Genomic DNA, 24,866 nt, shown 5'->3' on the forward strand with positions numbered 1-24,866 from the left:
AAAGAGGTAAATCGATGGATATTGAAAAATGGGATGAATGCCGGAGTATAAACAAAGCACTAATTGACTTTGTGGAAGAAATTGACAACGGTTCCAATATGAAGAAAGTAGTTGCCCACATATGTCAATCGGGCGGGAAAAAAACCCGTCCTGTGATCCTCCTCTTGTCATCTCGTATATGTGGCAGTGAAATTGGAAATGCCCTTGATGCTGCTCTGTCAATTGAACTTATCCACTCTGCATCCCTTATTCATGATGACCTGCTGGATAGGGGTATATTGAGAAGGGGAGCTAAGACTGCCCATGAAGTATATGGTACCCCTGCAGCAATGCTTGCGGGAGATTACTTGATATCCAAGTCCATTGAACTAATATCTGCATACTGCAAAGAAGTAGGCATGGAATTCGGCAGGGCAGGTATGGAAATGGCTGAAGGCGAGGCCATGGATGTAGATTTGCTGGAAAAGAACAGCAATAATATTGTTGAGTATTTCAATTGTATTGAAAAGAAGACGGCTTCACTTTTTGCTGCCTCGGCAGCGATGGGGGCCTATATTGCAGGAGCAGATGAGGATACAGTTTCTAAATTCAGGCTCTTTGGCAATAAACTTGGAACTGCCTATCAAATCGTTGATGATATGCTGGAATACACCAGTAAGGTAAATAACAAGGAATCAATACACATGTCCCCATCGCTGGTAGACATATATAGGCAGGATATGACGGATGCACAAGCAATAGAAAAAACCAGGGAAATTGTTGAACAACTAGTTTCTGAAGCACATGAAATAATCGATCATTTCCCGCCTTCTCAATCTCGAAATAGATTACATGAGATTGCCAATTATGCCACAAAAGACCTTTTCCCTGAAGTTGGAACAAGGAAATGCTAAAAAGGTGAATTTATGAGAGTATATGAAAAACCCATGATTAAAGTTGATGCAAATGTGGAAGATGATAAAGTTGTACTCACCAGTGAGGGTCCCCTTTCCACCATTGCAAAACCTATTCTGAAACGTATTAACCGAATTTTTCAGGAAGAAAAACCCATTACATTTAATGATGAAGAGATTATATTTTCAACATGGGTCCCCCCAATTCCCAGCAATGCATTCAACAGGATGATAAGTTCCCAGATTGCTGCCATTATGAAAAAACGTGTGCCTGACCAATTCTCAATAGCTATTACCGATAGATGTCCGAATAATTGTATTCACTGCGGAGCTGCGGGTTTCCTTACTGAGGAAGAACTAACTACCGAACAAATCAACAGTGCTATCGATCAGTCCCTTGATCTTGGTGCTTACCTTATCTCTTTCGATGGCGGGGAAACAATGCTTCGAAAGGACCTTCCCGAAATGGTGGGGTCAGTGGATAAAGATAGGTGCATTGCAACCTGTTTTACTTCTGGCTTTGGCCTTACACCTGACAAAGCTTTGCAGTTGAAGGATGCGGGCATGTATGCCATGAGAATAAGTATCGACAGTCCTTTCGAAAAAGAGCATGACCGCATTCGGGGCAGGGATGGGGCATACAGGGATGCTATTGCAGGTATAAAGAACACCCTGGGAGCGGACATGCTGGCAGATATGTTTGTAGTAGTGTCACCCGATAATATCGATGACCTTGAAGATTTCTATGGTCTTGCTGCAGATATGGGGATGCAGGAGATGTCCATCTATGAGATCGTTGCTGTGGGTCGCTGGCTTGAACATGAAGATGAAGTTATCACTCCAAAGGATGTGAAGTCAATGGAACGTTTCCAAAAACGGATGAACAGTGGGGCAGACGGGCCACGTGTTACTTCATTCCCGTATTTCATGGGTCCGGATATGTTTGGTTGTTTTGCCGGAAGGCGATGGATGCATGCCACACCTGCAGGTGAGGTCATACCATGTGCCTACACGCCCCTGTCATTTGGAAATATAAAAGAAGAAAGCCTCTCGTCAATATGGGACAATATGGGCAAACACCAGGCGTATCGTTCCAATTCCGATTATTGCATGATGAGAAACCCTGAATTCAGACAAAAATACATCCATACGATACCCAAAGATGAAATATTACCATATAGAGTAAGAAATGAGTGAATTCTGTATTATATTTCTAAAAAGTAGTCATGTTTTTCATGAATAATTATTATAATCGGCAGGTTGCGAACCGGCAAGAACCGAATGGCTTATATGTAAAGTTGCTTATGGGTACCTGCTGTTAACTTGAACCCCCTATACGAATGATTAAACATTACAATTGTTCAATAGCAATCACCTGAAACCGAATAACTTATATGCGAGGTTGCTATAAGGGGCATAAAATCACGCTGCTTAATAAATCACAGACGCGATGAGGATTCACATGGCCAAGGACAAAATCTTATCCGAGATAAAAGAAGCAGAACAAAGTGCTGCCAAAAAGGTGGAAGCAGGCCTGAAGGAGAAGGAGGACAAAATCGCCAGTGCCCGTGCAGAAGCCAGAGAAATAATTAAAGAGGCAGAATTAGATGCAGAAAAATCTGCAAATAATGCACTTAAATCTGCACAGGAAGACCTCCAGAAAGAGCACGAAGAAATCGTCAGCAAAGGCAAAAAAGATGCAGAAGAGCTGATAAGCAACGCAGAATCTAATGTCGATAAAGCTGTTGCAACGCTGGTGGAGGAATTCGAGAGGGCGATCTATGCTTAAGCCAAAAAGTATGACCCGTGCTGTTATCGTCGGACATAAGGAAGTCATGGATGAAACAGTAGAAACATTACACGATATCAATATCTTCCATATTGAGGAATATAACGAAGAAGATTCTACTTTTAAGATAGGGAAACCCTTTGAGAATGCCGGAGATGTGTCCAAAAAACTTGTTCAACTGAGGTCGATTTCTAGTTTCCTTGGTATCAAACCAAAAGAAGTTCCAAAACAGGATACAAAAGTTCTGTGGAATGAACTCGATGAAAAACTGGCTAGTCTGGAAAATGAACTTGATGAAATGACCGAAGAAAAGAGCAGTTATGAATCAAGATTAAAAGAATTGGATTCTCTCAAAAAAGAACTGGTACCTTTTGTTTCAATTCCAATTGACCTTAAAAATTACAGAGGTTACGAGAACGTATCTGTTTTTACAGGCACTGTAAAGGGAGATATTAGTTCAGAACTATCTGGTATTACAAATGATTATGAACTCGAATTTGATCCAAATACACTCACCATTGCTCTGTTTGTCACGAAAGACAAAGAGGAAATTGTGGAGGGGATGCTGGCTGATAACGAGTTTCGTGAGATACGTGTTCCTGATATGGAAGGGCAACCTTCTGATATAATTGCTGATATAGAAAGTGAAAGAAACACTATCAAGGAGAAAATTACTTCACTTGAAAAGAGTATTTCTGACATAAAAGAACGTTATTCTGATTTCATACTTGCAAGCGATGAAATCCTATCTATCGAATCTCAGAAATCCGAAGCACCTCTGAGGATTGCTACATCAGAGCATACTTTTGTAATCGACGGATGGGTTCCATCCGATGAGTACAACAAATTAACCCGGACACTTGAATCCTCGACTGATGGAAGAGTATTTGTTTCCAAGCAGGAGGTTACAGAAGAGGAAGAAGAGGAAGTGCCGGTAGAGTATAATAACGCAGGGATCACAAAGCCTTTCGAAACAATCATGAATCTTTACGCAAGGCCCAAATACAAAGAGATTGATCCAACTGCATTAATATTCATCAGTTTCCCACTGTTCTATGGAATGATACTTGGAGATATTGGCTATGCTTTAATTCTTCTGGGGTTGGCATTTGGAGTTAAGAAATTGGTTAATTCCGATGCAATAAAACCCCTGATGAATATACTGATATACTGTCAGGTATCGACCTTGATCTTTGGTGTCCTTTATGCAGAGTTTCTGGGATTCCCTCTTGCAAGCCTGCATGGGGCCCATGGAATTGAACCCGGTCTCATCGCCGGATTCGAGACTATCAACCTACTCCAGTCTCCAATCGGTGGGGAAATGATTACATACCCAATACACAGAACACATCTGGTAATGACCCTTCTAGTGTTTACTGCTCTTGTTGGTGTTGCTCACATAAACCTGGGATATATCCTTGGTTTTATCAATGAGAAAAAGAAGCACGGCTTCAATGCAGCGATGCTTGAAAAGGGTAGCTGGATAGTAGTAGAGATTGGCATTGTGCTTGCAGTTCTCGGATATTTAGGATACCTCCCAATTGCTGTAGGTGCCGCAATATTCGTGATAGGCTTCATTATGCTGGTCAAAGGAGAAGGTGTTAAAGGACCTATCGAGTTGCCAAGTCTCTTGAGTAACTCTCTGTCATACACACGTTTGATAGCTGTAGGCCTTTCATCAATTTATATTGCATCTACTGTAAACTTCCTGGCCTTTGAAATGATCTGGCCACAGGGAGGTGTTGCAGCAGTATTCGCGATAGTCGTATTCATATTCGGACATGCACTCAATACAGCCTTAAGCATAATCGCCCCCGGTTTACATGCTTTGAGGCTTCAGTATGTCGAATTCTTTACTAAATTCTATGAAGGCGGGGGCAAAGAGTACAGCCCATTTGGATATATAAGAAAGTACACGGAGGAATAATAATATGGTAGGAGAAGAAGCAGTTACAATGATGGACCCAGCGGGACTTAAAGCAATAGGTGCAGGACTTGCAGTAGGACTTTCAGGACTTGCATCCGGTATTGCTGAAAAAGACATTGGTGCCGCCGCTATCGGCGCCATGGCCGAAAATGAAGGACTTTTTGGTAAGGGCCTTATCCTTACTGTAATTCCTGAAACCATTGTCATTTTCGGACTTGTGGTTGCACTGCTGATAAGCTAAGTGAAGTTTGAGAGCATTCAAAAATGCTCTTAAATTCTTTTTAAGGTGTGAGAGCATGGGACTTGAAACAGTAATCAAAGACGTTATGGATGTTGCGCAGGCGAAGGCCTCTGAGATCAATGCAGAGGCAGATGCCGAAGCGTCCCGTATTCTAGAGGATGCAAAGCAATCCGCCAAAGAAATCAAAGGGAAACGTCTTGCCAAAGCGGAAGATGAAATTCAGCGTATGAAACGGCAAGAATTATCCAGTGCAAATCTCGAAGTCAAAAGGACAATGCTCAATGCACGTAAAGAAGTGCTTGAAAAAGCCTATAACCAGGCATTCAATGAGATTGCAGGGTTATCTGCGGATAAACAGGAAACACTTCTCAAGAATATCATAGAAAGTCATGAATCTAAAGGCAGCCGTATCTATTCCAATAAGGAATCAGAAGATTTGGTGAAAAAACTGTCCTCTTTAGAGTATGCAGGCAACATCGATTGTGTTGGAGGTGTTGTTATAGAGAATGAGGATGGTAGTATCAGGCTTGATTATACCTATGATGGAATTCTTGACAGCGTGTATGAGCAGAACCTGAAACAGATTTCAGATATCTTATTCGGGTGATATCAAAATGAGGCTTTTCCAGAGACTCCGAAATAAGAGTTCCTCTGCAACAAGTAGCGGAGGATCAAATTATGCTTATGTAACTGCGCGTGTACGTGCAATGAAGAGCAATCTGCTTCCAAAAGAGACATATTCACGGCTTATGAACATGGATCTTGATGAAATTACCCGTTTTATCGGAGAAACCCAGTATAAGCAGGATGTAGACGAACTTGCGCGGAAATTTGAAGGAGTAGATCTCATCGAGCATGCATTGAACAGGAATCTTGCAGTCACATTCTCTAAATTGATTGATATTTCCGAGGGTGAACTCAACTATCTAATCACGGAATATCTGAAAAATTATGACATCTGGGATATCAAAACTATTCTCAGAGGCAAGTATTACAATGCAACTCTTGAAGAGATAAAGGATAACCTTGTTTCTGCCGGTCAATTCAAGTATAATTTCCTGTCTGAAATTGCTGAAAAGGAATCTTATGAGAATGTTATTGAGGCACTCAGCAATACTGATTATTATCCAATTCTTAAGAATTATGACGGGACTAACCTTCCTGAAATTGAAAATCAGCTTGATAAGTTATATTATCAGAGGCTGTTCAATGCAATTGGTACACCCAAATCAAGTGATCGTAAACTATTTTCCAAGCTCATTCGTACTGAGATTGACATAAAGAATATTAAAACAATGTTCAGGATGAAGAAAGAAGGTGTTGAAGATGGTGAACTTGAAGATCTGGTTCTAGATGGTGGTCTCCGGCTTAGTCTGAAAGAAATAAACTCATTGGTTCCTCTGCCTTTTGCAGATTTTATAAATTCACTTGAAAAATACCCATATTGGAGTGCGATTTCAGATTTTGCATCTCCTGATATGGAGTCTCTTGTTGATCTGGAAACAAGCCTCACCAAGTACACCATAAAGTCTGCTGCCAGTTTTTCGCATGAGTATCCCCTTTCTATTGTTCCGATCATGGATTACATGATCAGCAAGAAAAACGAGGTTAACAACCTGAGGATAATTACGAGAGGAAAGGCAGCTAATCTGGATGAAGATATAATTAAAAACCAGTTGGTGATTTGATGGACTTGGCAGTTGTAGGCGATGGTGAATTTGTCACCGGTTTTCGATTGGCCGGTGTGCAGAAAGTCTATGAGATTAATGAAGAATCCAAACTGGAGGAAACAGTAAAGGGAATATTCAACGATTCTTCCATAGGCATTCTTGTAATGCACAGTAATGATTTTGATAAGCTACCGGAGACCTTAAGAGACACTCTGAGTGAATCCGTCGAACCAACATTGGTAACCCTTGGCGGAACCGGACAAAGCTCTAACTTACGGGATAAAATAAAACAAGCGGTAGGTGTAGATTTGTGGAAATGAATGGTGAAATTTATCGAGTGGCAGGACCTGTTGTCACAGTCACCGGTATCAAGCCGAAGATGTATGATGTGGTAAAAGTAGGTCATGAAGGACTGATGGGTGAAGTAATCCGTATAGAGGGTGAAAAAGCTACAGTTCAGGTATATGAAGACACATCCGGCATAAAACCGGGAGAGCCTGTAGCAAATACGGGAATGCCTCTTTCAGTAGAACTGGGTCCAGGCCTCCTGGAAAGTATTTATGATGGTATACAGAGACCTCTGGAAGTTCTCCAGCAAAAAATGGGAGACTTCATTGAAAGAGGAGTAACAGCAAACGGTCTTACCAGGGAAAAGAAGTGGGAATTCACTCCTACAGTATCCAAAGGAGACAGTGTCAAAGGTGGAGATATTATCGGTGTTGTCCAGGAAACACCCAATCTCGAACACAAGATAATGGTCCCACCAAGAAAGTCAGGAACTGTAGAAGATATCAAAAGTGGTAAATTCGTAGTTGATGAGACTGTTTGTGTACTCTCTGATGGCTCTGAACTATCTCTTATGCAGAAATGGCCTGTAAGAGATCCCAGGCCAGTAGGCAAGAAACTCTCGCCAACAAAACCTCTTGTAACAGGGCAGAGAATCCTTGATGGAATGTTCCCTGTGGCAAAAGGTGGTACAGCAGCGATCCCCGGTCCTTTCGGATCAGGAAAAACTGTTACCCAGCAGCAACTTGCAAAGTGGAGTGACACTGATATTGTGGTTTACATCGGATGTGGCGAACGTGGAAATGAAATGGCCGATGTACTGAATGAATTCCCGGAACTGGAAGACCCAAAGACCGGAAGGCCACTCATGGAACGTACAGTTCTTATCGCAAACACCTCCAATATGCCTGTGGCTGCTCGTGAAGCATCTGTTTATACAGGAATTACCATTGCTGAGTATTACCGTGACATGGGTTATGATGTATCTCTCATGGCAGATTCAACCTCCAGATGGGCAGAAGCAATGAGGGAAATTTCCTCCAGGCTTGAAGAAATGCCCGGTGAAGAAGGATATCCGGCATATCTGTCCGCCAGGCTTTCTGAATTCTATGAACGTGCAGGAGCAGTCCATTCTCTGGCAGGTCTTGATGGTTCCATTACTGTCATCGGTGCAGTTTCACCTCCCGGTGGTGACTTCTCCGAGCCTGTTACACAGAATACCCTGCGTATCGTAAAGGTATTCTGGGCACTGGATGCAAAACTGTCCCAGAAGAGACACTTCCCTGCAATTGACTGGCTTAGCAGTTACAGTCTTTACAATGACAGGCTTGCAGGCTGGTTTACAGAAAATGTCGGCAGCGACTGGAATGAACTGAGGGATAACGCAATGGATATTCTTCAGGAAGAAGCCGAACTTCAGGAAATTGTGCAACTTGTAGGTTCAGATGCACTCCCTGAGGACCAGCAGCTTACCCTTGAAATTGCCAGGATGCTTCGTGAATACTTCCTGCAGCAGAACGCTTTCCATCCCGTGGACACTTTCTGCCCCTTTGACAGGCAGTATAAACTTCTGAAATCTGTATCACGGTTTGGCGAAAAAGCAATCGATAAAATGGAAAATGGAGTCCCCATCAACAAGATCATGGAAATGGAGTCCAAGGATGAACTTGCCAAGGTCAAATATGAGGAAGACTTTGATGCAGCCCTTGAAACAATCATGACAAAGATGGATGAAGAGTTCACAAAGCTCGGAGGCAACTGAAAATGACCAAAGAATACAAAACCATTGTAGATATTGCAGGACCACTCATATTCCTTGAAAAAACAGAGCCTGTAGGATATGGGGAACTTGTTCAGATTAATCTTCCTGATGGGACTACCAAGAGAGGTCAGGTTCTTGACACCTCCGCAGATATGGTTGTTGTACAGGTTTTCGAAGGAACTCAGGGTTTGAATGACGAATCCGGTGTAGTATTCAGTGGAGAAACCATCAAACTTCCTGTTGCAAAAGATCTCCTCGGTCGTATCCTTTCCGGATCTGGAGAACCCCTTGATGGTGGTCCAAGAATTATCCCTGAAAAAAGGGTCGATGTGAATGGGGCTTCAATGAACCCTTATTCCAGGAGGCCACCTGAAGAATTTATCCAGACAGGAATATCCACGATTGACGGTACAAACACTCTTGTAAGAGGTCAGAAACTTCCTATCTTCTCTGGATCAGGTCTGCCACATAATGAGATTGCTCTGCAGATTGCAAGACAGGCAAAAGTACCCGGTTCTGAAGAAGAATTTGCTGTGGTATTTGCTGCAATGGGTATCACCAATGAGGAAGCCCAGTCATTCATGGAAGATTTCGAGAAGACAGGTGCTCTTGAAAGGGCGACAGTTTTCCTCAATCTTGCAGACGACCCTGCAGTAGAGCGTATCATCACCCCGAGGATGGCACTGACAGCAGCAGAGTATCTTGCATACGAACACGATATGCATGTACTTGTAATCCTGACTGATATTACAAATTACTGTGAAGCACTCCGCCAGATGGGTGCAGCCCGTGAAGAAGTGCCCGGTAGACGTGGGTATCCCGGTTACATGTACACTGACCTTGCATCCCTCTATGAACGTGCAGGTGTAATCAAAGGTAACAAGGGATCTGTAACCCAGTTTTCTATCCTGACGATGCCTGGTGACGATATAACTCACCCGATACCAGATCTTTCTGGTTATATTACCGAAGGTCAGATTGTGGTATCCCGTGAACTTCACAGGAAGGGTATCTACCCACCAATCAATGTGCTCCCATCCCTTTCCCGTCTTATGAATTCCGGTATAGGGGAAGGTAAGACAAGAGATGATCACAAAGCAGTATCCGACCAGTTGTATGCCGGGTATGCAGAAGGACGTGACCTTCGTGGACTGGTTGCAATTGTCGGTAAAGAATCCCTTTCCGAAAGAGACCAGAGAATCTTGGAATTTGCCGATCTTTTCGAAGACCGTTTTGTAAGACAGGCAAAAGATGAAGACAGGAATATCGAAGATACTCTGTCCACAGCATGGGAAATCCTTTCCGAGCTTCCGGAAGCACAGCTCACCAGGATAGACAATAAGTATATCGATAAATATCACCCTGCACATCAAAAAGCAGAGTGAACAAAGAGTGATCCACTATGGGCACAAAGGATGTTAAACCAACTCGTTCCGAACTTATTGAACTGAAGAAAAAGATAAAACTGTCCCAGAGCGGCCACAAGTTGCTTAAAATGAAAAGGGATGGTCTTATCCTGGAATTCTTTGAGATTTTGAACAAGGCCAAGGGTGTACGGAACGAACTGGATGACGCCTATGACAATGCCACTGAAAAAATAGGGATCGCTGAGGCAGTCGAGGGCAGAATGGTAATAAAATCCACTGCTCTTGCTCTCAAAGATGGACCTGAAATAAGTCTTGAAAGCCACAACATTATGGGTGTGGTGGTCCCTAAGATCGAAGCATCCAGTGTGCATAAACCCATCAACAAAAGGGGATACGGTATTCTCGGGACAAGTTCCTACATCGATGAAACTGTCGATTCATATGAGATCCTTGTTGACAAGATTATTCTTGCAGCAGAGATTGAGACCACTATGAAAAGGTTACTTGAAGACATCGAGAAAACAAAAAGACGTGTAAATGCCCTTGAATTCAAGGTAATTCCCGAAATGCAGGAAGCAATGGACTTCATCCGTTTCCGGCTGGATGAGATGGAACGTGAAAACACCTTCCGCTTAAAGAGGATTAAGGCATAATGCCTACTGCAGCACCTGATCGGCCAGGACTGGCCGACAGGCTTTTTTTTAAAATCACACAACCCCACAACCTTGCGCGTATTCTGCGCTGGGCATGGTTAATATCCCTTATGATGCTGGTATTTGGGTATCTTATCATTTATTTCAGGGTTTCAGAATACTTGAATATCTGATTATACAATTGACTTGTATCATTCAGTAAAGTATATATATCTTCTTCCACTATATATGAACCGATAAATAAACAACATGCGGTTCTATTAGTTGTGATATTTTGCTCAACAAAGGTGGTATACCTATTTAATTTCATTCTGCCTGCATTATTTTTTTAGCTGTGCGTATGTTCTTATGCAATTTTTGCAGGCAAAATCATTCAATAAGTAATATAAATTAAAAATGTGGTACATTTATGACACAGCACACACAAGCACAAAAAGAAATAGCTAAAAAAATCGATTCTGATACTGTTATTGCCAACTGGAAGGATTGGAGATGGCAACTCAAGCATTCTATTGGTGATATTGATACATTTGAGACTTTACTTGGCATCAAATTCAAACCCGGGGAAAAGGATAAACTCAAACAAACTCTGGAAAAATTCCCATTATCCGTAACTCCATACTACCTTTCCCTCATAGATGCCGAGGATTTCAGGAATGATCCCATATTCCTGCAGGCCTTTCCTTCACCAAAGGAGCTGGACATCGATGAAGACGATCTTGAAGATCCTCTTTCTGAGGATGAGGACAGTCCTGTTGAAGGAATCACACACAGGTATCCGGACAGGGTACTATTCCATATAAGCAACACATGTTCGATGTACTGCAGGCACTGTACACGTAAGAGAAAAGTGGGAGATGTAGATTCCATTCCTACAAAGGATGCAGTCTCTGAAGGACTGGAATACATCAGGAATACCCCACAGGTACGAGATGTCCTGCTTTCGGGCGGAGATCCTTTTATGTTGCCTGATGCTTATCTGGACTGGATCCTGGCAAAATTGCGGGAAATTCCTCATGTTGAGATTATTCGTATCGGTACAAGGATGCCCGTGGTGCTTCCTTACAGGGTAACTGATGATCTTGTAAAAATACTCAAAAAGCATCATCCGCTCTGGATCAATACTCACTTCAACCATCCACGTGAAGTAACGGCATCTTCCAGGGAAGCCCTGCGCAAACTTGCAGATGCAGGAATTCCCCTCGGAAACCAGACGGTGTTACTTTCAGGAGTGAATGACTGCCACAGGATTATGAAAAGGCTTGTACAGAAACTTGTGCAAAACCGTGTACGTCCTTATTATCTCTACCAGTGTGACCTTTCGGAAGGCCTGTCCCATTTCCGCACTCCGGTTGGCAAGGGTATAGAAATAATGGAACACCTCATCGGCCACACAAGTGGTTTTGCAGTTCCTACCTATGTTATCGATGCTCCCCATGGAGGAGGTAAGATACCTGTCATGCCTTCCTATCTTATATCCTGGTCCACCAACAGGGTTATTTTGCGTAACTATGAGGGTGTAATCACCTCATATAAAGAACCGGATTCCTATGAGCCGATATACTGTGACCGTAAATGCGAAGAATGTAAACTCCAGCTCAAACTTGACGATGCAGCTGAATATAAATCTACAGGTATTGCAAAACTGCTTGCCGATAATGATGAAGTTGTAAGTCTTGTACCGGAAGATACCGAAAGAATGGAGAGAAGGGACGTTGAGTGATATAATCGAAAATATAGGCAGCTCCCTGATCCAGCACGGTACGTACAACAATCGTATTTACCTTATGAAACTGGATACTGGCGATCTGCCGGATATTATACCTGAAATGGATCAGTTGGCAGAACAACGCGGCTACAGCAAGATATTTGCAAAAGTCCCTGCAGATTCCAGAGTCGCTTTTGAAGCAAAGGGATATATAAAGGAGGCTGGTGTTCCCGGCTATTATTCCGGCAAGAAAGAAGCCCTGTTCATGTGTAAATATTTCTCAGAGCACAGACAGGAGGACACACAGGCCGAGGATGACCGGATCATCACCACTGCCAGAGGTAAGGCAGGAGACATCATGAAACCTGAATTACCCGAAGGTTTCCTTATACGGATATGTACGGAAGCGGATGTGCCTGCAATGGCAGAGATCTACGCCGAAGTGTTCCCTACATATCCTTTTCCTATCCAGGACCCGGCCTACCTGAAAGAGACCATGGAAGATAATGTTGTATATTTCGCAGTTGAAAATGAAGGTAACATAGTTGCCCTTTCCTCCTGCGAGATCGATTTTGAAAACCGGAATGCGGAAATGACCGACTTTGCCACACTCCCTCAGTTCAGGGGAATGGGTCTGTCCACTTATCTCCTCTCAAAGATGGAAACAGAAATGAATAAGAAAGGGATCCTTATCTTTTATACAATTGCCCGGGCCGCGTCCTATGGTATGAATACTGTTTTTGCAAGGCTTGGGTATGAATTTACCGGAAAACTTGTTCAAAATACCAATATATCCGGTAACCTTGAAAATATGAATGTATGGTACAAGCGCATCTGAGTAACTCTTAAATAAACATTCCCCATATAATTATTGTTGACCAAAAGGGGAAAGATGATGTTTTATGGAAGGCAGCGATAATTCAGGGAATGAAAAACAAGTAAGTATAGAAAATGAACCTATATTTCCCTGGGACGATGAACCTGCCGATGACAACAAATCCTTTTCTGAACAAACTGAAGATAAAGGTGGTCCGAATCAAAAAGAAGGGGATGTTGCCGAAAATACTGATTTTGACCACCATTTGGAAAAGAAACAACCTGATGAAAGTGATATTACTGACAGTTCTGCGGGTTTTTCCCAAAAATTGACATCAATGATAGGTCGATTGACCCGGCGCAGGGATTTCTTCCAGAATATAGATATCATTAAGGAAGGAAATCAACAGTCCAAAACAGAAAATCCTGTAAGAAAATTCTTACCTGCAGATCTACAGGTTTCAGATGAGTCTGACGATGAAGATTTTTACGATGAGAATACAGGAACCTACGGACAAAACCAGGAATCATTTCAGTCGTACTCTGAATACGTAACAATTCCCCAATCCAATACAGAAATTGCTAAAATCAATAATCAGATAGAGAATATCAATCAGGCACTGGAAAACCTTGAGAATGAACAAAATACATTCTCTTCAGATAAAAAGGAAGTTCAGGAAAATTTGGCTTCAGAGCTTGATTCTACCGGCTCCAAAATAAACGACCTTCAGGACAAGATAGAGACTATTGAATTAAACGTTCAGTCCCTGCAGGAAGAAAAAAACGAAATCCGTGATGCACTGCAATCTATAGAACAAAATATGCAAACAATTACTTCCTCACATGCCAACCTGCAGCAATTACTGGAAAACAACAGGGAAGTTGCTCAATCAAGTATGGACTACTCCAACAAGGTTGTCCAGGGTGTTGCGAATGATCTCGATGAACTCAAGGCTTGCGGCCAAAAAAATGAACGCAAGATGGATGAAATTACAGAGGCCCTTTCTCTCCTTATGGCAGACATATCACTTGTGAACAGCCAGAATCAGGAAGAAGGAAGTAAGGTTGAAGAGTATCGGAAGGAAAGTATACAGTTGGTTGAGGAAATGAAAAATTTTGTTGATGAACAACTCAAAAAAACGGGCTCTTCCGGTTACTACAATGGCAGCAATGGTGTGATAATAAATAATATTGTCAAAAATTCCACCAACATAAAGCTTTGTATGGAGTGGCTTGAGTATCTCATGGAACTTGTTGGAAGGAACAATTTACAGGAAATCCTGGCTTATTATGAAGAACTCGGATGGATAAGTGAAGATGTGCGTCTGGATCTTTTGAGATATGCAGAAGGAATTGATTTCTATATCGAAAAAACCGACTGGAAAATGTCGCCCGATGAACATGTGAGGTCCATCTGGTTCATGGAAAAACTGGCAGGTTTGGAAGTTGACCGGAACAAACTTTCTGTCGTGGAAAAAGATATAAAGAAAGTCAAAAACGGCACGGAAATATACGGCATATAACCAAAAAACTATTCATTCTATAATATCGATATTCAGTTCATTCTGTGTTACATGTAAATAAGTGATTCCTCCGGCCTTCACATCATAGTCTATTGTCACTGAAGAAGTGTCATAATCTACCGGATCACTATTACCATGACTATTAATATTAAACACCACAGGACCATCTTTTGTCATTAGTTTCAAATAATGCTGGGTAAGGTCATTCAGCGAAAATGATGTGTTTCCGTCGTCCTCAATAACAACATCAGGAAGTTCAGTTGTATCTCCCGGGGTGTCCCATGAGAAATCCGGATCTGCACCGTTGTTGTTGGGGGGATCGTATTTCATCACAAAAGAATCATTTAGGAAATCCACTGTGCTTTCGCCCTCATTTACCTGGAATACATCCTCTCCTTCCCAATATTCCACATAATTGCTATCCAGGGATGTATCCTTATAGGTAACCTCAATCTCCAACTGGTCATTGCCACCACTTTTGGAAAGGCTGTATATCAGAGTCTTTGTACCCGAAATTGCTTTTATTTCGTAGTTGGATGGATTCAGGTCTTGACTGCCTGCCGCTTTCAAACTCATAAAAAAATCATAGATAGGCAGAGTATTTGATGAATTCACAGCCCCTATTTTAATCTGGTTTGTAAGGGTTGTTGTTCCCATAGGGGGGATTACGTCAAGTTCAATAATTGCGGTTTTATTCACATCATCCTTTTCTGCATTTGTATAGACCATTGACTCCGCATAATTGGCCCATGCATCATAATATTCACTTTCAATATAGATATATATCTTATCAGAGGTCACAGGATTTGTTCTTAATGTAGATATGGATGTGTTGGGATACAGGACAAAAGGCCTGTTGTCCGATGTTACGGCAATATTTACTTCTCCTTTCCCTGCTGTTGAGGAGGAGCCGTTGATCGTCATTAGGGGTAAAGTGAGTGTCTCTCCGTTGTAATGAAATTCTGGAGGTGAAACCATCACAGAACCGCCATTATCCCTGTATTTTGACCAGACTCCACCACCTTCATAAGCAATCTTTCTTTCATCGAGTGTATATTCAAAGGTACCCAATGAGCAATTGAACTCCTCTATAGGTGTAGAATTTGTAGTGTCCTAGATGACGATTTTTATATTACTGTTATCGGAATTTGAATCAGCATTAACACCAACTTCGCCTCCCATGAGGGAAAACGATGTAGTCTGGAGAGGAGATTCCCCGAGGGCTACTTTACTCATGCGGGAGTCAAGAATCGTAAAAGCCTGTTCTACTTTTTGCGATTTTGAATTATCCTTCAGTTCATCGATTGCAGGGACGCTGTAGACCATCATTGCACTGATAGATATCACAGTAAGAGCAAACATGAGCAGAATCCCAATAACAGAAGAGACTGCCTTACAGGAGACGGATAGTTTATTTCTTCGTATCATACGTCCACCATTATTCCACTCTCACCTTCATAGGTGAATGTGTTATATACACATCTATATTTTCGGAAAAATCCTCTTTCCTTAAATTTACAGTTGTATTTGTTTCGTCTCTGTTTATTACCTTCATACCCATTGTTTCATTCAGGTAAGTTTCCCAGCCAGCATAATAGTCACTTTTAACAGTAATGTCAACAGATGAAACATTTTCATAAGAAAATACCGATGAATCCCCGGCGTCTGCAATGACCCTGATCAATCCCTCTCCAGAAATTCCATTTGAACCCATTACTGCAGCAACCGGTATTATCATATTGTTGTCAGAAAGGACAAACTCGGGTTTTTTGACTATAATTGTACCTCCATTTCCATATCTTGCCCAGACACCTGTATTTTCATAAGCTACTGCAGTTCCTTCATAAGAATGCTTAATTTCTCGCATTTGCCTCTTGAATGTTTGATTCTCCAAACCTGCAGGCGTTGATGAAGAATTCCAGGTCTGCATTGTTACATTGATGGTACTGGTGCCGCTGGTCAGGACATTACCTCCATACATTTTTAGTTCAACTGATTGTGAGGGAGCTATACCGAAAATGACTTTATTGACATTTTCACACAGTATAATATGACTCTGCTTTATATTTTCGGTATGGCCATGCTCCTGAATATTTTGAAGAGCAGGATAACCTGCAACACCTATAATAGATATGGCTATTAGCATTATTCCAAGTATCAATATAGTATCAACTACTTCCGACACTGCCCTTTCAGACTTGAATATTTTTTTGGGAACAATACGCATGAGATCGCCATTTTTCAGTGGATTTCTATTATATCCGTAGTACTGTTGTAAAAGAAGTAATGCTCACCGGTTGCACTGTCTATCGTAGCGGATTCTATATCTGTTGTTGTCAATTCATATGGTATCTGGACCCTGGTTTCAGCAATACCGTCAGATTCAAATATTATTTCATGTGTTTTGTTTGAAATTTGCATATAATAATATTCATCCGCGATTTTCATAGGTAACACAATATCGGATTGTATTTCTTCAACATCCCCTCCGGATTTTCTGGTAAGGTTTATTGTTGTATCAATCTTAGTAAGCTGAAGAGCAATGCTACTGCCATGTATTTCGAATTGCTCCCGCATAACGGAATGTTCATTACGATCCATCATTACATAGGAAGAATTCATCACAAACATAAATACCATGATCGTTATTACAAATGTTAATATAAAACCAATAGCTGTAGAAACTCCCCTCCTGTCATGGTATATTTTTTGCACATTAATCACTCACGGGACCGTTACGGGGAATGTCACATTGATTTTGTTTTTACTTGTAGCGATATCTACCGTTGCATTGATCATCTTGTATCTCTCACACCTGAATGATTCACCGGTGGAGAGTTTCCCTGATACTGAATAAAGTCCAACAATATTGCTTGAGTTTAAATATTTAAGGCTGTATTTTTTCCCTGCTGTACTGCTGTCAAACTGGTAGGTTGAATTACCTGTTATATTTATTAAGGGCGGGTTGATTTTATAGGTTTGATTTGAAACATTAGCCTCTATACTATTACTTCCGTCACCGTATATTTTCATAAACCAGATGGATGAACCGGATTGATCTAAGGCATGAACCTCGAAAGGTTCGGATATATTCCCCAGATTACTGGTATTAACTTCCATTGTGAAATTATCCGTAGCATTCACATTATCGATTATCGTCCAGTTCTCCTTTCCTGACGACAAACCGTTTTTTGTAAAATATGCATCATAGAGAGTACTGTTGGTAAATGAAAACGAAACTCCACTATATGCATATAATATTGTAACTTCACGGGAATAATTTTCGAGATAGCGACTGAAGACTGTATGATTGAAAGAAGAACCTTTAGTGGCATTGTAATAGGCTGCTTTTGTTGCTTCATCGGTCATACGGGCAATATTGGATACTTCAAAATAACTGATATCATTATTGGATTCAGAGGCCATGTTACTCGCATAAATAATATTATTTAGCATTACAGTTGAAACTACAATCATAAATCCTATGGTAAATGCAGCAAGCAGCAACATTTGTCCTGAATCATTAGACTTATCCATCATTTTCTCCCTTTTTTACATACGCCACATTGTGAGTTTTACATCAACTATATTGTAGAAATCCGTTGTATTGTCCATATCTGGAATTGAAGTTCTGTTCTCAAAGGAAGAGGTATTTGCAATATCGTTATTTGAAAGTACAACTTTCCTTGAAACTATCACAGCATTATCAGAGGGGTCACCGTTGTATATGTAAGGTGATGTGAGAGTATTCTCTGAATCCAGCCTGAATGTGAATTCCATATTGTGACCGATTCCTTTTGCTACCAGAGTTTGTTGCAGTAATTCATTGACCGGACCACTGATAGTATCACTGCCGTTTGCCCGGGATTTATAGTGAGTAGCGTTCCAGACATATTCATCACCACTCCAGCCTATGATCTCTTTTTTGAGTTGAGAGTCCTGATCATATTGTGAATGATCAAGTGCCATTACCATATCCTGGCCCAGGGTATATAGCTGTGATTCAATGTGTGCATTTGCTGTAGAAGATGTCAAAGGAGTAATTGTGGTTGCCTGAACGGCAAATATGAGTACCCCGATCATCACAATTGCTGCCATTATGGCTTCAAGGGTATGAAGTTGTCCTGAATCATTATTGCGAAAATTAAATCCCAGTGCCAATTTACCACACCCTGACAGATATTGTGGCTGTTTGTACATCGTTGTTTTCACAATCTTCAAGAAGAACTGTTCTTTTTGTTTGTCCTATGTTTCCGACAGAAGGGAGGGTTTTTCCAGCCATGTATACTGTCGATGAACTATTCTCAATAGTTACATTCAGATCATAACTACTAAATTCCCCTTTTAACCCAAGTGAGGATAAAGTCGAAGTATAATTGCTATTTAACAATGTAAAAAATTTATCCGTATCTTCGGTGTTAATAAGGTTGGTCGTGGTCATATCTCCAGAACTCATTTCTTTTTCTGTGATAGTTACTGACACACGATCTGCAATCAGGGTTACTTCATCTGATTCAGAATTAAATGGCGTAAACAACCCGGAAGTATAATTGAACACAAAAAAAATTACAAATATAAAAATTGTAATTGCAGCCAGATAATCGATTGTAATCTGGCCATCTAAGCCTGTTTTAAGCGTATTATCTTTCCTTGACCTGTATGTCATCATATTTCAGTCCATTCAAAAGATGCCAGAATATAACTATATGTTACCGATTCCTCAAGTATGTTTATTTAATGATATGAATTATAAAAATATGGCGATGAATGTTGATGGTATTGAAAGCAACTTCTGTGTGTACTAATATGTAAGACTTATGTACACAAAAAACAAAAGAAAAAAATTAAAGGGGCCTCTGGACCCCTTCATTTGCATCAGATGAAGTGTCATCAACTTCTTCAAAATCTGCCACATAGGTATATGCGGTATCATTATTTTCTATCATACGATATGTGACTACCACAGATGCTATCACAACAATCGGAGTGGTAATCAGGGAACCAAAGACTACATAGCTGCCAATGCCACTGATAATCCAGAGGATAATGGAAATGATTGCTGTATCCAGGAAATTGTTTTTTCCGATCTCAATACTTTCCTTGATGGCATCAATTCCACTGTATCCCCTGATGACAAGTAGTGGAAAAGCATACAGCAGCAGTATTAGAAGGATGATTCCCGGTATAATGAGCAGCAGGTAGCCAACTAACAATAGAAAACCCGCCACAATAGCGAAAACCCAGCTTCTCACGAAATGATCAAATCCACTGAATACATCTTTGTAATCAATAGGCTCTCCCTTTACACCCCTGACAGCCATATCTACCAGCCCATAGAACAGCGGGGCAATTGTAACAATAAGAATCGAACCGATCATAGCAACCAATGTAGCAATGATGTATGTCACGAAGTTTTCTTTGAAAACATCCCATGTGTCTGAAAATATCTTCTCATAATCCATAAATAATCTCCTGGAAATTGTGTATAATTACGAATCTAAAATATATGAGAACTTTATTATATAAATAGATAACCTGTCGATTTATAGTCATCTATGAAAGGAGGCCAAATGGATTGTTCAGGTTGTATTCTCTTGAAAAGCAATTTAACGTAAAACATACATAGTAAAGCCAGGAGGATAAGAATGAAAAATACCATCACCAGGAGTTTTGGACTTGGGGATTATGCAATAAAAGGAGCACAGATTGATGGATTCTCCATGATGCTGCATGATCGCGAACATTTGAGCACTGAAGTTAAATATGTGCCCGCTTGCTGTGACAGCTTTACAAAAGATCAGGTTGAGGAACTGATCCAAAGAATTATGGAAAAAGCAAGGTATTTCATGGAAAAACTTCATGAAAACATCAAATGCAAAGTCATTTTCGTGGATTTTGAAGAAACGGGTTTTACACCTGACAGTGACATGCCATCAATAGAGGTGCGCTCCCTGGAAAAGTTACACGTAATATACAGGTTTTCGGTGGAATATTATATCTAAAAAAGAAATTACAGGAGTTGAGTAGATTCTTCCTGTTTTTGCATTTTCACAACCAAAAAACGCAGAGTTCCGTCACCTGCGTTAGCTACCAGATGTGGGATCTTTGCAGGACTCTCAACAATTGCATCCTTCTCCACAATCTCGGCTTCATCGCCAATTTCAACTTTGGCCTTGCCTTCAAGTATATAGAAAAACACATCCACCGGGGTAATATGTTTTTTCAGAGACTGCTTTGGTTCAAGGGTTATGTGCATTGCCTGACCATGGTCTGATGCATACATCTTTCGCACATCTGCACCATGCGGATTCTTTTTTTGCTCGGCATCTTTTACGTATCTGATTTGCATATTTGGCTCTCCTAAAGAGGGGATGTGAGGCTTTAGAGCAGCCTCTCCAGATCATTTTCTACAGTTGTGTTTTTGCTGATGTTGAAATTTTCAACCAGCACGTTCAACACATTCGGGGAAACAAACGCCGGCAATCTTGGTCCCAGTACAATGTTCTTGACGCCAAGACTTAGCAGGGCAAGCAATACAAGGACTGCCTTTTGCTCATACCAGGCAATATTATAGGAAACCGGCAGATCATTTATGTCATCCAGTTCAAAGGCTTCAGCCAGCTTTTGGGCAATGACAACCAGTGAGTAGGAATCATTACACTGGCCCGCATCCAGTATCCTGGGTATACCGCCGATGTCTCCCAGATCCAGCTTATTATACCGATACTTGGCACAACCCGCTGTAAGAATTACCGCATCCTGTGGAAGTTGTTTTGCAAATTCAGTATAATATTCCCTGTCGTGCTGTCTCCCGTCACAACCCGCCATTACAATGAACCGGGATATCTGGCCGGCTTTTACTGCATCCACGATCTTGTCGGCAACTGAAAGAGCGGAATTGTGTGCAAATCCGGCAGGTATTGCGCCATTTTCCAGTTGTTCGGGTGGTTTGGATTGTTTTGCCATTTCAATGATTTCAGAGAAGTCTTTTGTACCGTCTTCTTTCTCTTCGATGTGCTTGAGTCCTTCAAATCCTACCATTGCTGTTGTGAATACCCGGTCAGAATAGGAATCCTTTGGAGGTACAAGACAGTTTGTGGTCATAAGCACAGGACCATTGAATTTTTCGAATTCGGTTTTCTGTTGCCACCATGACCCACCATAGTTGCCCACCAGGTGTTCGTACTTTTTGAATTCTGGATAGGCATTGGCAGGCAGCATTTCTCCGTGGGTATATACGTCGACACCGGTGCCTTCAGTCTGTTTCAGTAGTTGTTCCATATCCTTCAGATCATGCCCACTGATAAGAATTCCCGGATTGTTCCCGGTTCCGATATTAATCTCTGTGGGTTCCGGATGACCATAATTTGTAGTGTTGGCTTCATCCAGCATTGCCATTGTCTTGACACCGAAACTTCCACATTCCAGCACCAGGCCTGTGAGGTCATCTACTGATAGGGAATCATCAAGAGTGGCTACCAGTGCCCTGTCAACAAAAGCTTCAATATCTTTATCTTTGTGACCAAGTACACGGGCATGGTATGCATAAGCAGCCATTCCTTTTAGACCATATACCAGTAATTCTCTCAGGGATCTGATATCTTCATCTTCAGTTGCCAGGATGCTGACTGAATCCGTGTTTCCAAGTTCCTCCGGATTGACCGTTGCAGCCTGTGGAAGATCGCTCAGGTCCACTCCATGTGCCTGGAGTTCGGATTTAAGTTGTTCCCTTTTATCATATGCATCCTGAATCCACTTCTCGAAATCAGTAGCACTGAAGTTGACATTGGTTACTGTCGAGAAAAGGGCTTCTTCCATGAAATGGGAATCAATATAATCTTCTGGTTCTCCTTCCTCTTGCTCGTTTCCTTTCAGGGCATTTAATAATCGGGTTTTCAGTCCCGGATTTTCGGGAACTGTTTCTCTTGCTTTCTGGTTGACAGCGGCAAGCCCTTTGAGCATATAAATAAGCTGGTCCTGCAGATCTGCAACTTCATTTGATTTCCCGCATACTCCACCCTTTGTACAGGCTTCCCCTTTTGCTGTTTCTTCACATTGGTAACAAAACATATTTTTCCTCCACACATTATAGATATTTTGCAACATTGATATCTAGCAAAGTATATTATCGATACTAAGTATTATTAGGATACTGGTTTATATAATAGAAGGTTTCTAACTAGATACCATGAAAGATTGTACCCTTTACAAAATGATGGACATAATTGGCAAACGTTGGACGCTGTGTATCTTACTGGAATTGCATAAAGGTGATAAATACCAGAAGCAATTCAATGAACTCAAAGCAATGTTGGGGGATATTACACCAAAAATGCTGTCCACCCGCCTGAAGGAACTTGAGGCACATGGGCTTGTTGAAAAAGAACTTGATTCCTCGGCCATCCCTGTAAAATCCTTCTATTCGTTAAGTGAAAGTGGACAGGAATTTATCGAAATAATCAAGGAGATCAAGGGATGGGGTCTCAAATGGAAATTTGACAATCCTCTTTGCAGTGTTTCCGATTGTAGGTATTGTGGCGTTGCAAAAGCAACCGACAACTAAAACTGTAATTGTTATCGGGCGGATATTTCCAATATTCCCCTTGCCGCCAGGATTCCGGTTGCAGAAGCATTAACTATGTCTCTGGACAATCCTGCTCCGTCCCCGGCTGCAAACAGGTTCTTGATACTTGATTGCATATTCCCGTCAACCTGTATTTTCATGGAATAAAACTTAACCTCCGGAGCATAGAGAAGGGTGGAGTCACAAGCCACGCCGGGAATGATCCTGTCAAGGGTTTCCAGTCCTTCAATAATATCCATAACTATCCTGTGCGGCATGGCCATCGAAATATCCCCCGGCGTTACATCTTTCAGGGTATTCACCACCGGATTTCTTGTAAGACGCGCTTCAGTGGAACGCCGTCCTCTTCTCAGGTCTCCCATCCTCTGGAGGACAGGTTTGCCTCCTCCTATGGTGGTTGCCAGTTTTGCCACCGACCTGGCATATTTGATTGTATTCTCAATGGGTTTTGTCAGTTCGATGTGTACCAGAAATGCGAAATTGGTATTCTCAGAAACCGTGTCATGCATTGAATGCCCGTTGGTGGCAATGAATCCTTCATACTCTTCCCTGACGACAAAACCGTGTTCATTGGTACAGAAAGTGCGTATAAAATCGTCATATTTGCGGGTCTGGATATGGAATTTCGGATCACGGTTAATTTTGGTCACAGGATCCATTATTATGCCGGGAACTTCAACACGAATCCCAATGTCCACTCCTGCATAACGGGCATCAATTGAATGTTTATCCACTATTTCATTGACCCATTTTCCTCCAATCCGGCCCGGTGCCAGAAGCGTATAACTGGATTCTATTGTCCTGCCGTTATTCAGGAAAATACCTTTGCAGACATTGTTTTCAACCCAGAGATCCTTTACATCAGTATTCAGGAGAAAATCAACTCCACTTTCATCCAGTTTCTTTTTAAATTTCCCAATAACATCAGGTGCGTTATCAGTTCCTATATGCCTTTGTTTTATATCGATGAATTTTGCTCCCACCGACGCAGCCCGGCGTTGTAGTTGCTCTACATCTTCTCCCTTTGGTGAGATCATTTTTTTTGTGGCACCACACTGCAGGAATATATTATCCACATAATCCACAAGTTCCCATGCCTTCTCCTGATCATGAGTGAATTCTAAAAGGTCTCCTCCGATATCCGGTCTTAAATTCAGGGTCCCGTCAGAAAATGTCCCCGCTCCGCCAACTCCACACATGATATTGCAGGGGGTACAGTGCATACAGTGTTGAACGGATTCCATGGGACAATGTCTTTTTTCGACATCTCTGCCCTTGTCAATTACCAGGATTTTCAAACCATGACCGGAAAGTTCATTGGCTGCAAACATCCCGGCAGGTCCGGCTCCGATAATAATTACATCGTATCGATTGTTTACTGCCATAATGCCATTTTTCTCCCCATAAAACTGGATTTTTTATGATTAAATAGTTGTCCTTGTTTTCATCCGGCATTTGATGTAATATAGATAACCTGCTAATGATAATGACTAGTGTTTCTAACCCGGCGTCCAAAATTAATATAAGGTATTTAGATAGAGTATTCCATAACAAATTTAGGAAGAAAAAGCCAATTTGTACAATTTAAAAGGGGGTCCAATTTTAACAAGTGAAATATGACAACTTGTGGATTATTTCCTTTCAGGAG

The 24,866-nt window shown here is 41.4% G+C and carries 27 protein-coding genes and 1 pseudogene; 17 read left to right on the plus strand and 11 right to left on the minus strand.

What is annotated here, in order from left to right; all coding sequences use genetic code 11:
* Window positions 1–14: 14 nt before the first annotated feature.
* From BKM01_RS02670 to BKM01_RS02735, 15 genes are all read left to right on the plus strand, one after another.
* Entirely contained in the window at window positions 15–893 is an 879-nt protein-coding gene (locus tag BKM01_RS02670; protein ID WP_072360148.1) for a polyprenyl synthetase family protein, read from the plus strand.
* Window positions 894–905: 12 nt separating this feature from the next.
* Window positions 906–2,090 (plus strand): radical SAM protein, encoded by a 1,185-nt coding sequence (locus BKM01_RS02675; RefSeq protein ID WP_072360147.1) that lies wholly within the window; start codon window positions 906–908, stop codon window positions 2,088–2,090.
* A 265-nt stretch (window positions 2,091–2,355) separates the two neighbouring features.
* Entirely contained in the window at window positions 2,356–2,682 is a 327-nt protein-coding gene (gene ahaH, locus BKM01_RS02680) for an ATP synthase archaeal subunit H (protein ID WP_072360146.1), read from the plus strand.
* Window positions 2,675–4,609 carry a V-type ATP synthase subunit I gene (locus BKM01_RS02685; protein WP_072360145.1) on the plus strand — a complete coding sequence of 645 codons (1,935 nt, stop codon included), beginning with the start codon at window positions 2,675–2,677 and terminating at the stop codon, window positions 4,607–4,609. Before ahaH ends, BKM01_RS02685 begins: the two co-directional genes overlap by 8 nt.
* A 4-nt stretch (window positions 4,610–4,613) precedes the next feature.
* A complete protein-coding gene (locus BKM01_RS02690) occupies window positions 4,614–4,850 on the plus strand; it encodes a V-type ATP synthase subunit K (RefSeq protein WP_072360144.1) in 237 nt (78 codons plus the stop codon).
* Between the two features lie 55 nt (window positions 4,851–4,905).
* A complete protein-coding gene (locus BKM01_RS02695) occupies window positions 4,906–5,457 on the plus strand; it encodes a V-type ATP synthase subunit E (protein WP_072360143.1) in 552 nt (183 codons plus the stop codon).
* Between the two features lie 7 nt (window positions 5,458–5,464).
* Window positions 5,465–6,538, plus strand: coding sequence for a V-type ATP synthase subunit C (locus BKM01_RS02700; RefSeq protein ID WP_072360141.1), 1,074 nt, complete (start codon window positions 5,465–5,467; stop codon window positions 6,536–6,538).
* A complete protein-coding gene (locus tag BKM01_RS02705) occupies window positions 6,538–6,840 on the plus strand; it encodes a V-type ATP synthase subunit F (RefSeq protein WP_072360140.1) in 303 nt (100 codons plus the stop codon). The genes BKM01_RS02700 and BKM01_RS02705 overlap by 1 nt, the downstream gene beginning before the upstream one ends.
* The gene (locus tag BKM01_RS02710) at window positions 6,831–8,567 is read left to right on the plus strand and encodes an ATP synthase subunit A (protein ID WP_072360139.1); all 1,737 of its coding nucleotides are present in this window, start codon (window positions 6,831–6,833) and stop codon (window positions 8,565–8,567) included. The genes BKM01_RS02705 and BKM01_RS02710 overlap by 10 nt, the downstream gene beginning before the upstream one ends.
* Before the next feature lie 2 nt (window positions 8,568–8,569).
* A complete protein-coding gene (locus tag BKM01_RS02715; protein WP_072360137.1) occupies window positions 8,570–9,952 on the plus strand; it encodes an ATP synthase subunit B in 1,383 nt (460 codons plus the stop codon).
* A gap of 17 nt (window positions 9,953–9,969) precedes the next feature.
* Window positions 9,970–10,587 (plus strand): V-type ATP synthase subunit D, encoded by a 618-nt coding sequence (locus tag BKM01_RS02720; RefSeq protein WP_072360133.1) that lies wholly within the window; start codon window positions 9,970–9,972, stop codon window positions 10,585–10,587.
* A complete protein-coding gene (locus tag BKM01_RS10880) occupies window positions 10,587–10,760 on the plus strand; it encodes a hypothetical protein (RefSeq protein ID WP_169922773.1) in 174 nt (57 codons plus the stop codon). Before BKM01_RS02720 ends, BKM01_RS10880 begins: the two co-directional genes overlap by 1 nt.
* Window positions 10,761–10,996: 236 nt before the next feature.
* A complete protein-coding gene (kamA, locus tag BKM01_RS02725) occupies window positions 10,997–12,310 on the plus strand; it encodes a lysine 2,3-aminomutase (protein ID WP_072360132.1) in 1,314 nt (437 codons plus the stop codon).
* Window positions 12,303–13,133, plus strand: coding sequence for a putative beta-lysine N-acetyltransferase (gene ablB / locus BKM01_RS02730; RefSeq protein ID WP_072360131.1), 831 nt, complete (start codon window positions 12,303–12,305; stop codon window positions 13,131–13,133). Before kamA ends, ablB begins: the two co-directional genes overlap by 8 nt.
* A 64-nt stretch (window positions 13,134–13,197) precedes the next feature.
* The gene (locus BKM01_RS02735) at window positions 13,198–14,634 is read left to right on the plus strand and encodes a FlaD/FlaE family flagellar protein (RefSeq protein ID WP_072360130.1); all 1,437 of its coding nucleotides are present in this window, start codon (window positions 13,198–13,200) and stop codon (window positions 14,632–14,634) included.
* Window positions 14,635–14,646: 12 nt separating this feature from the next.
* Here the strand turns inward: BKM01_RS02735 and BKM01_RS11275 are convergent, their stop codons facing one another.
* From BKM01_RS11275 to BKM01_RS02770, 8 genes and pseudogenes are all read right to left on the minus strand, one after another.
* The gene (locus BKM01_RS11275) at window positions 14,647–15,291 is read right to left on the minus strand and encodes a DUF7308 domain-containing protein (RefSeq protein ID WP_449405471.1); all 645 of its coding nucleotides are present in this window, start codon (window positions 15,289–15,291) and stop codon (window positions 14,647–14,649) included.
* Window positions 15,292–15,315: 24 nt separating this feature from the next.
* Window positions 15,316–16,062 (minus strand): annotated as a pseudogene (locus BKM01_RS11280) (DUF7289 family protein); the annotation flags it as partial.
* A 10-nt stretch (window positions 16,063–16,072) separates the two neighbouring features.
* Window positions 16,073–16,861, minus strand: coding sequence for a DUF7289 family protein (locus BKM01_RS02745; protein WP_072360129.1), 789 nt, complete (start codon window positions 16,859–16,861; stop codon window positions 16,073–16,075).
* Between the two features lie 14 nt (window positions 16,862–16,875).
* A complete protein-coding gene (locus BKM01_RS02750; RefSeq protein ID WP_143744143.1) occupies window positions 16,876–17,274 on the minus strand; it encodes a hypothetical protein in 399 nt (132 codons plus the stop codon).
* Between the two features lie 84 nt (window positions 17,275–17,358).
* Window positions 17,359–18,174 carry a hypothetical protein gene (locus BKM01_RS02755; RefSeq protein WP_072360126.1) on the minus strand — a complete coding sequence of 272 codons (816 nt, stop codon included), beginning with the start codon at window positions 18,172–18,174 and terminating at the stop codon, window positions 17,359–17,361.
* 12 nt (window positions 18,175–18,186) lie between these two features.
* A complete protein-coding gene (locus BKM01_RS02760; RefSeq protein WP_072360124.1) occupies window positions 18,187–18,795 on the minus strand; it encodes a DUF7288 family protein in 609 nt (202 codons plus the stop codon).
* A 1-nt stretch (window position 18,796) separates the two neighbouring features.
* Window positions 18,797–19,303, minus strand: coding sequence for a DUF7287 family protein (locus BKM01_RS02765; RefSeq protein ID WP_072360122.1), 507 nt, complete (start codon window positions 19,301–19,303; stop codon window positions 18,797–18,799).
* 175 nt (window positions 19,304–19,478) lie between these two features.
* Window positions 19,479–20,096, minus strand: a complete 618-nt coding sequence (locus BKM01_RS02770) for a glycerophosphodiester phosphodiesterase (protein ID WP_072360120.1) — start codon at window positions 20,094–20,096, stop codon at window positions 19,479–19,481.
* A gap of 183 nt (window positions 20,097–20,279) precedes the next feature.
* Here BKM01_RS02770 and BKM01_RS02775 point away from each other — a divergent pair, with 183 nt between their 5' ends.
* Complete coding sequence (locus tag BKM01_RS02775) at window positions 20,280–20,636, plus strand: hypothetical protein (protein ID WP_072360119.1); 357 nt, start codon at window positions 20,280–20,282, stop codon at window positions 20,634–20,636.
* Between the two features lie 8 nt (window positions 20,637–20,644).
* On the opposite strand, the gene BKM01_RS02780 is transcribed toward BKM01_RS02775, so the two are convergent.
* Both BKM01_RS02780 and hcp read right to left on the minus strand, forming a co-directional pair.
* Window positions 20,645–20,983 carry a cupin domain-containing protein gene (locus BKM01_RS02780; protein ID WP_072360117.1) on the minus strand — a complete coding sequence of 113 codons (339 nt, stop codon included), beginning with the start codon at window positions 20,981–20,983 and terminating at the stop codon, window positions 20,645–20,647.
* A 32-nt stretch (window positions 20,984–21,015) separates the two neighbouring features.
* A complete protein-coding gene (gene hcp, locus BKM01_RS02785) occupies window positions 21,016–22,704 on the minus strand; it encodes a hydroxylamine reductase (protein ID WP_072360115.1) in 1,689 nt (562 codons plus the stop codon).
* A 118-nt stretch (window positions 22,705–22,822) separates the two neighbouring features.
* On the opposite strand from hcp, the gene BKM01_RS02790 reads away from it, so the two are divergent.
* On the plus strand, window positions 22,823–23,197 hold the full coding sequence (locus BKM01_RS02790; RefSeq protein ID WP_072360110.1) for a winged helix-turn-helix transcriptional regulator: 375 nt from the start codon (window positions 22,823–22,825) through the stop codon (window positions 23,195–23,197).
* An 11-nt stretch (window positions 23,198–23,208) separates the two neighbouring features.
* Here the strand turns inward: BKM01_RS02790 and BKM01_RS02795 are convergent, their stop codons facing one another.
* Window positions 23,209–24,603: an NAD(P)/FAD-dependent oxidoreductase gene (locus tag BKM01_RS02795; RefSeq protein WP_072360109.1), complete on the minus strand. Its 1,395-nt coding sequence runs from the start codon at window positions 24,601–24,603 to the stop codon at window positions 23,209–23,211.
* Window positions 24,604–24,866: the final 263 nt, after the last annotated feature.

Source organism: Methanohalophilus portucalensis, assembly GCF_002761295.1.
Classification (GTDB): Archaea; Halobacteriota; Methanosarcinia; order Methanosarcinales; family Methanosarcinaceae; genus Methanohalophilus; species Methanohalophilus portucalensis.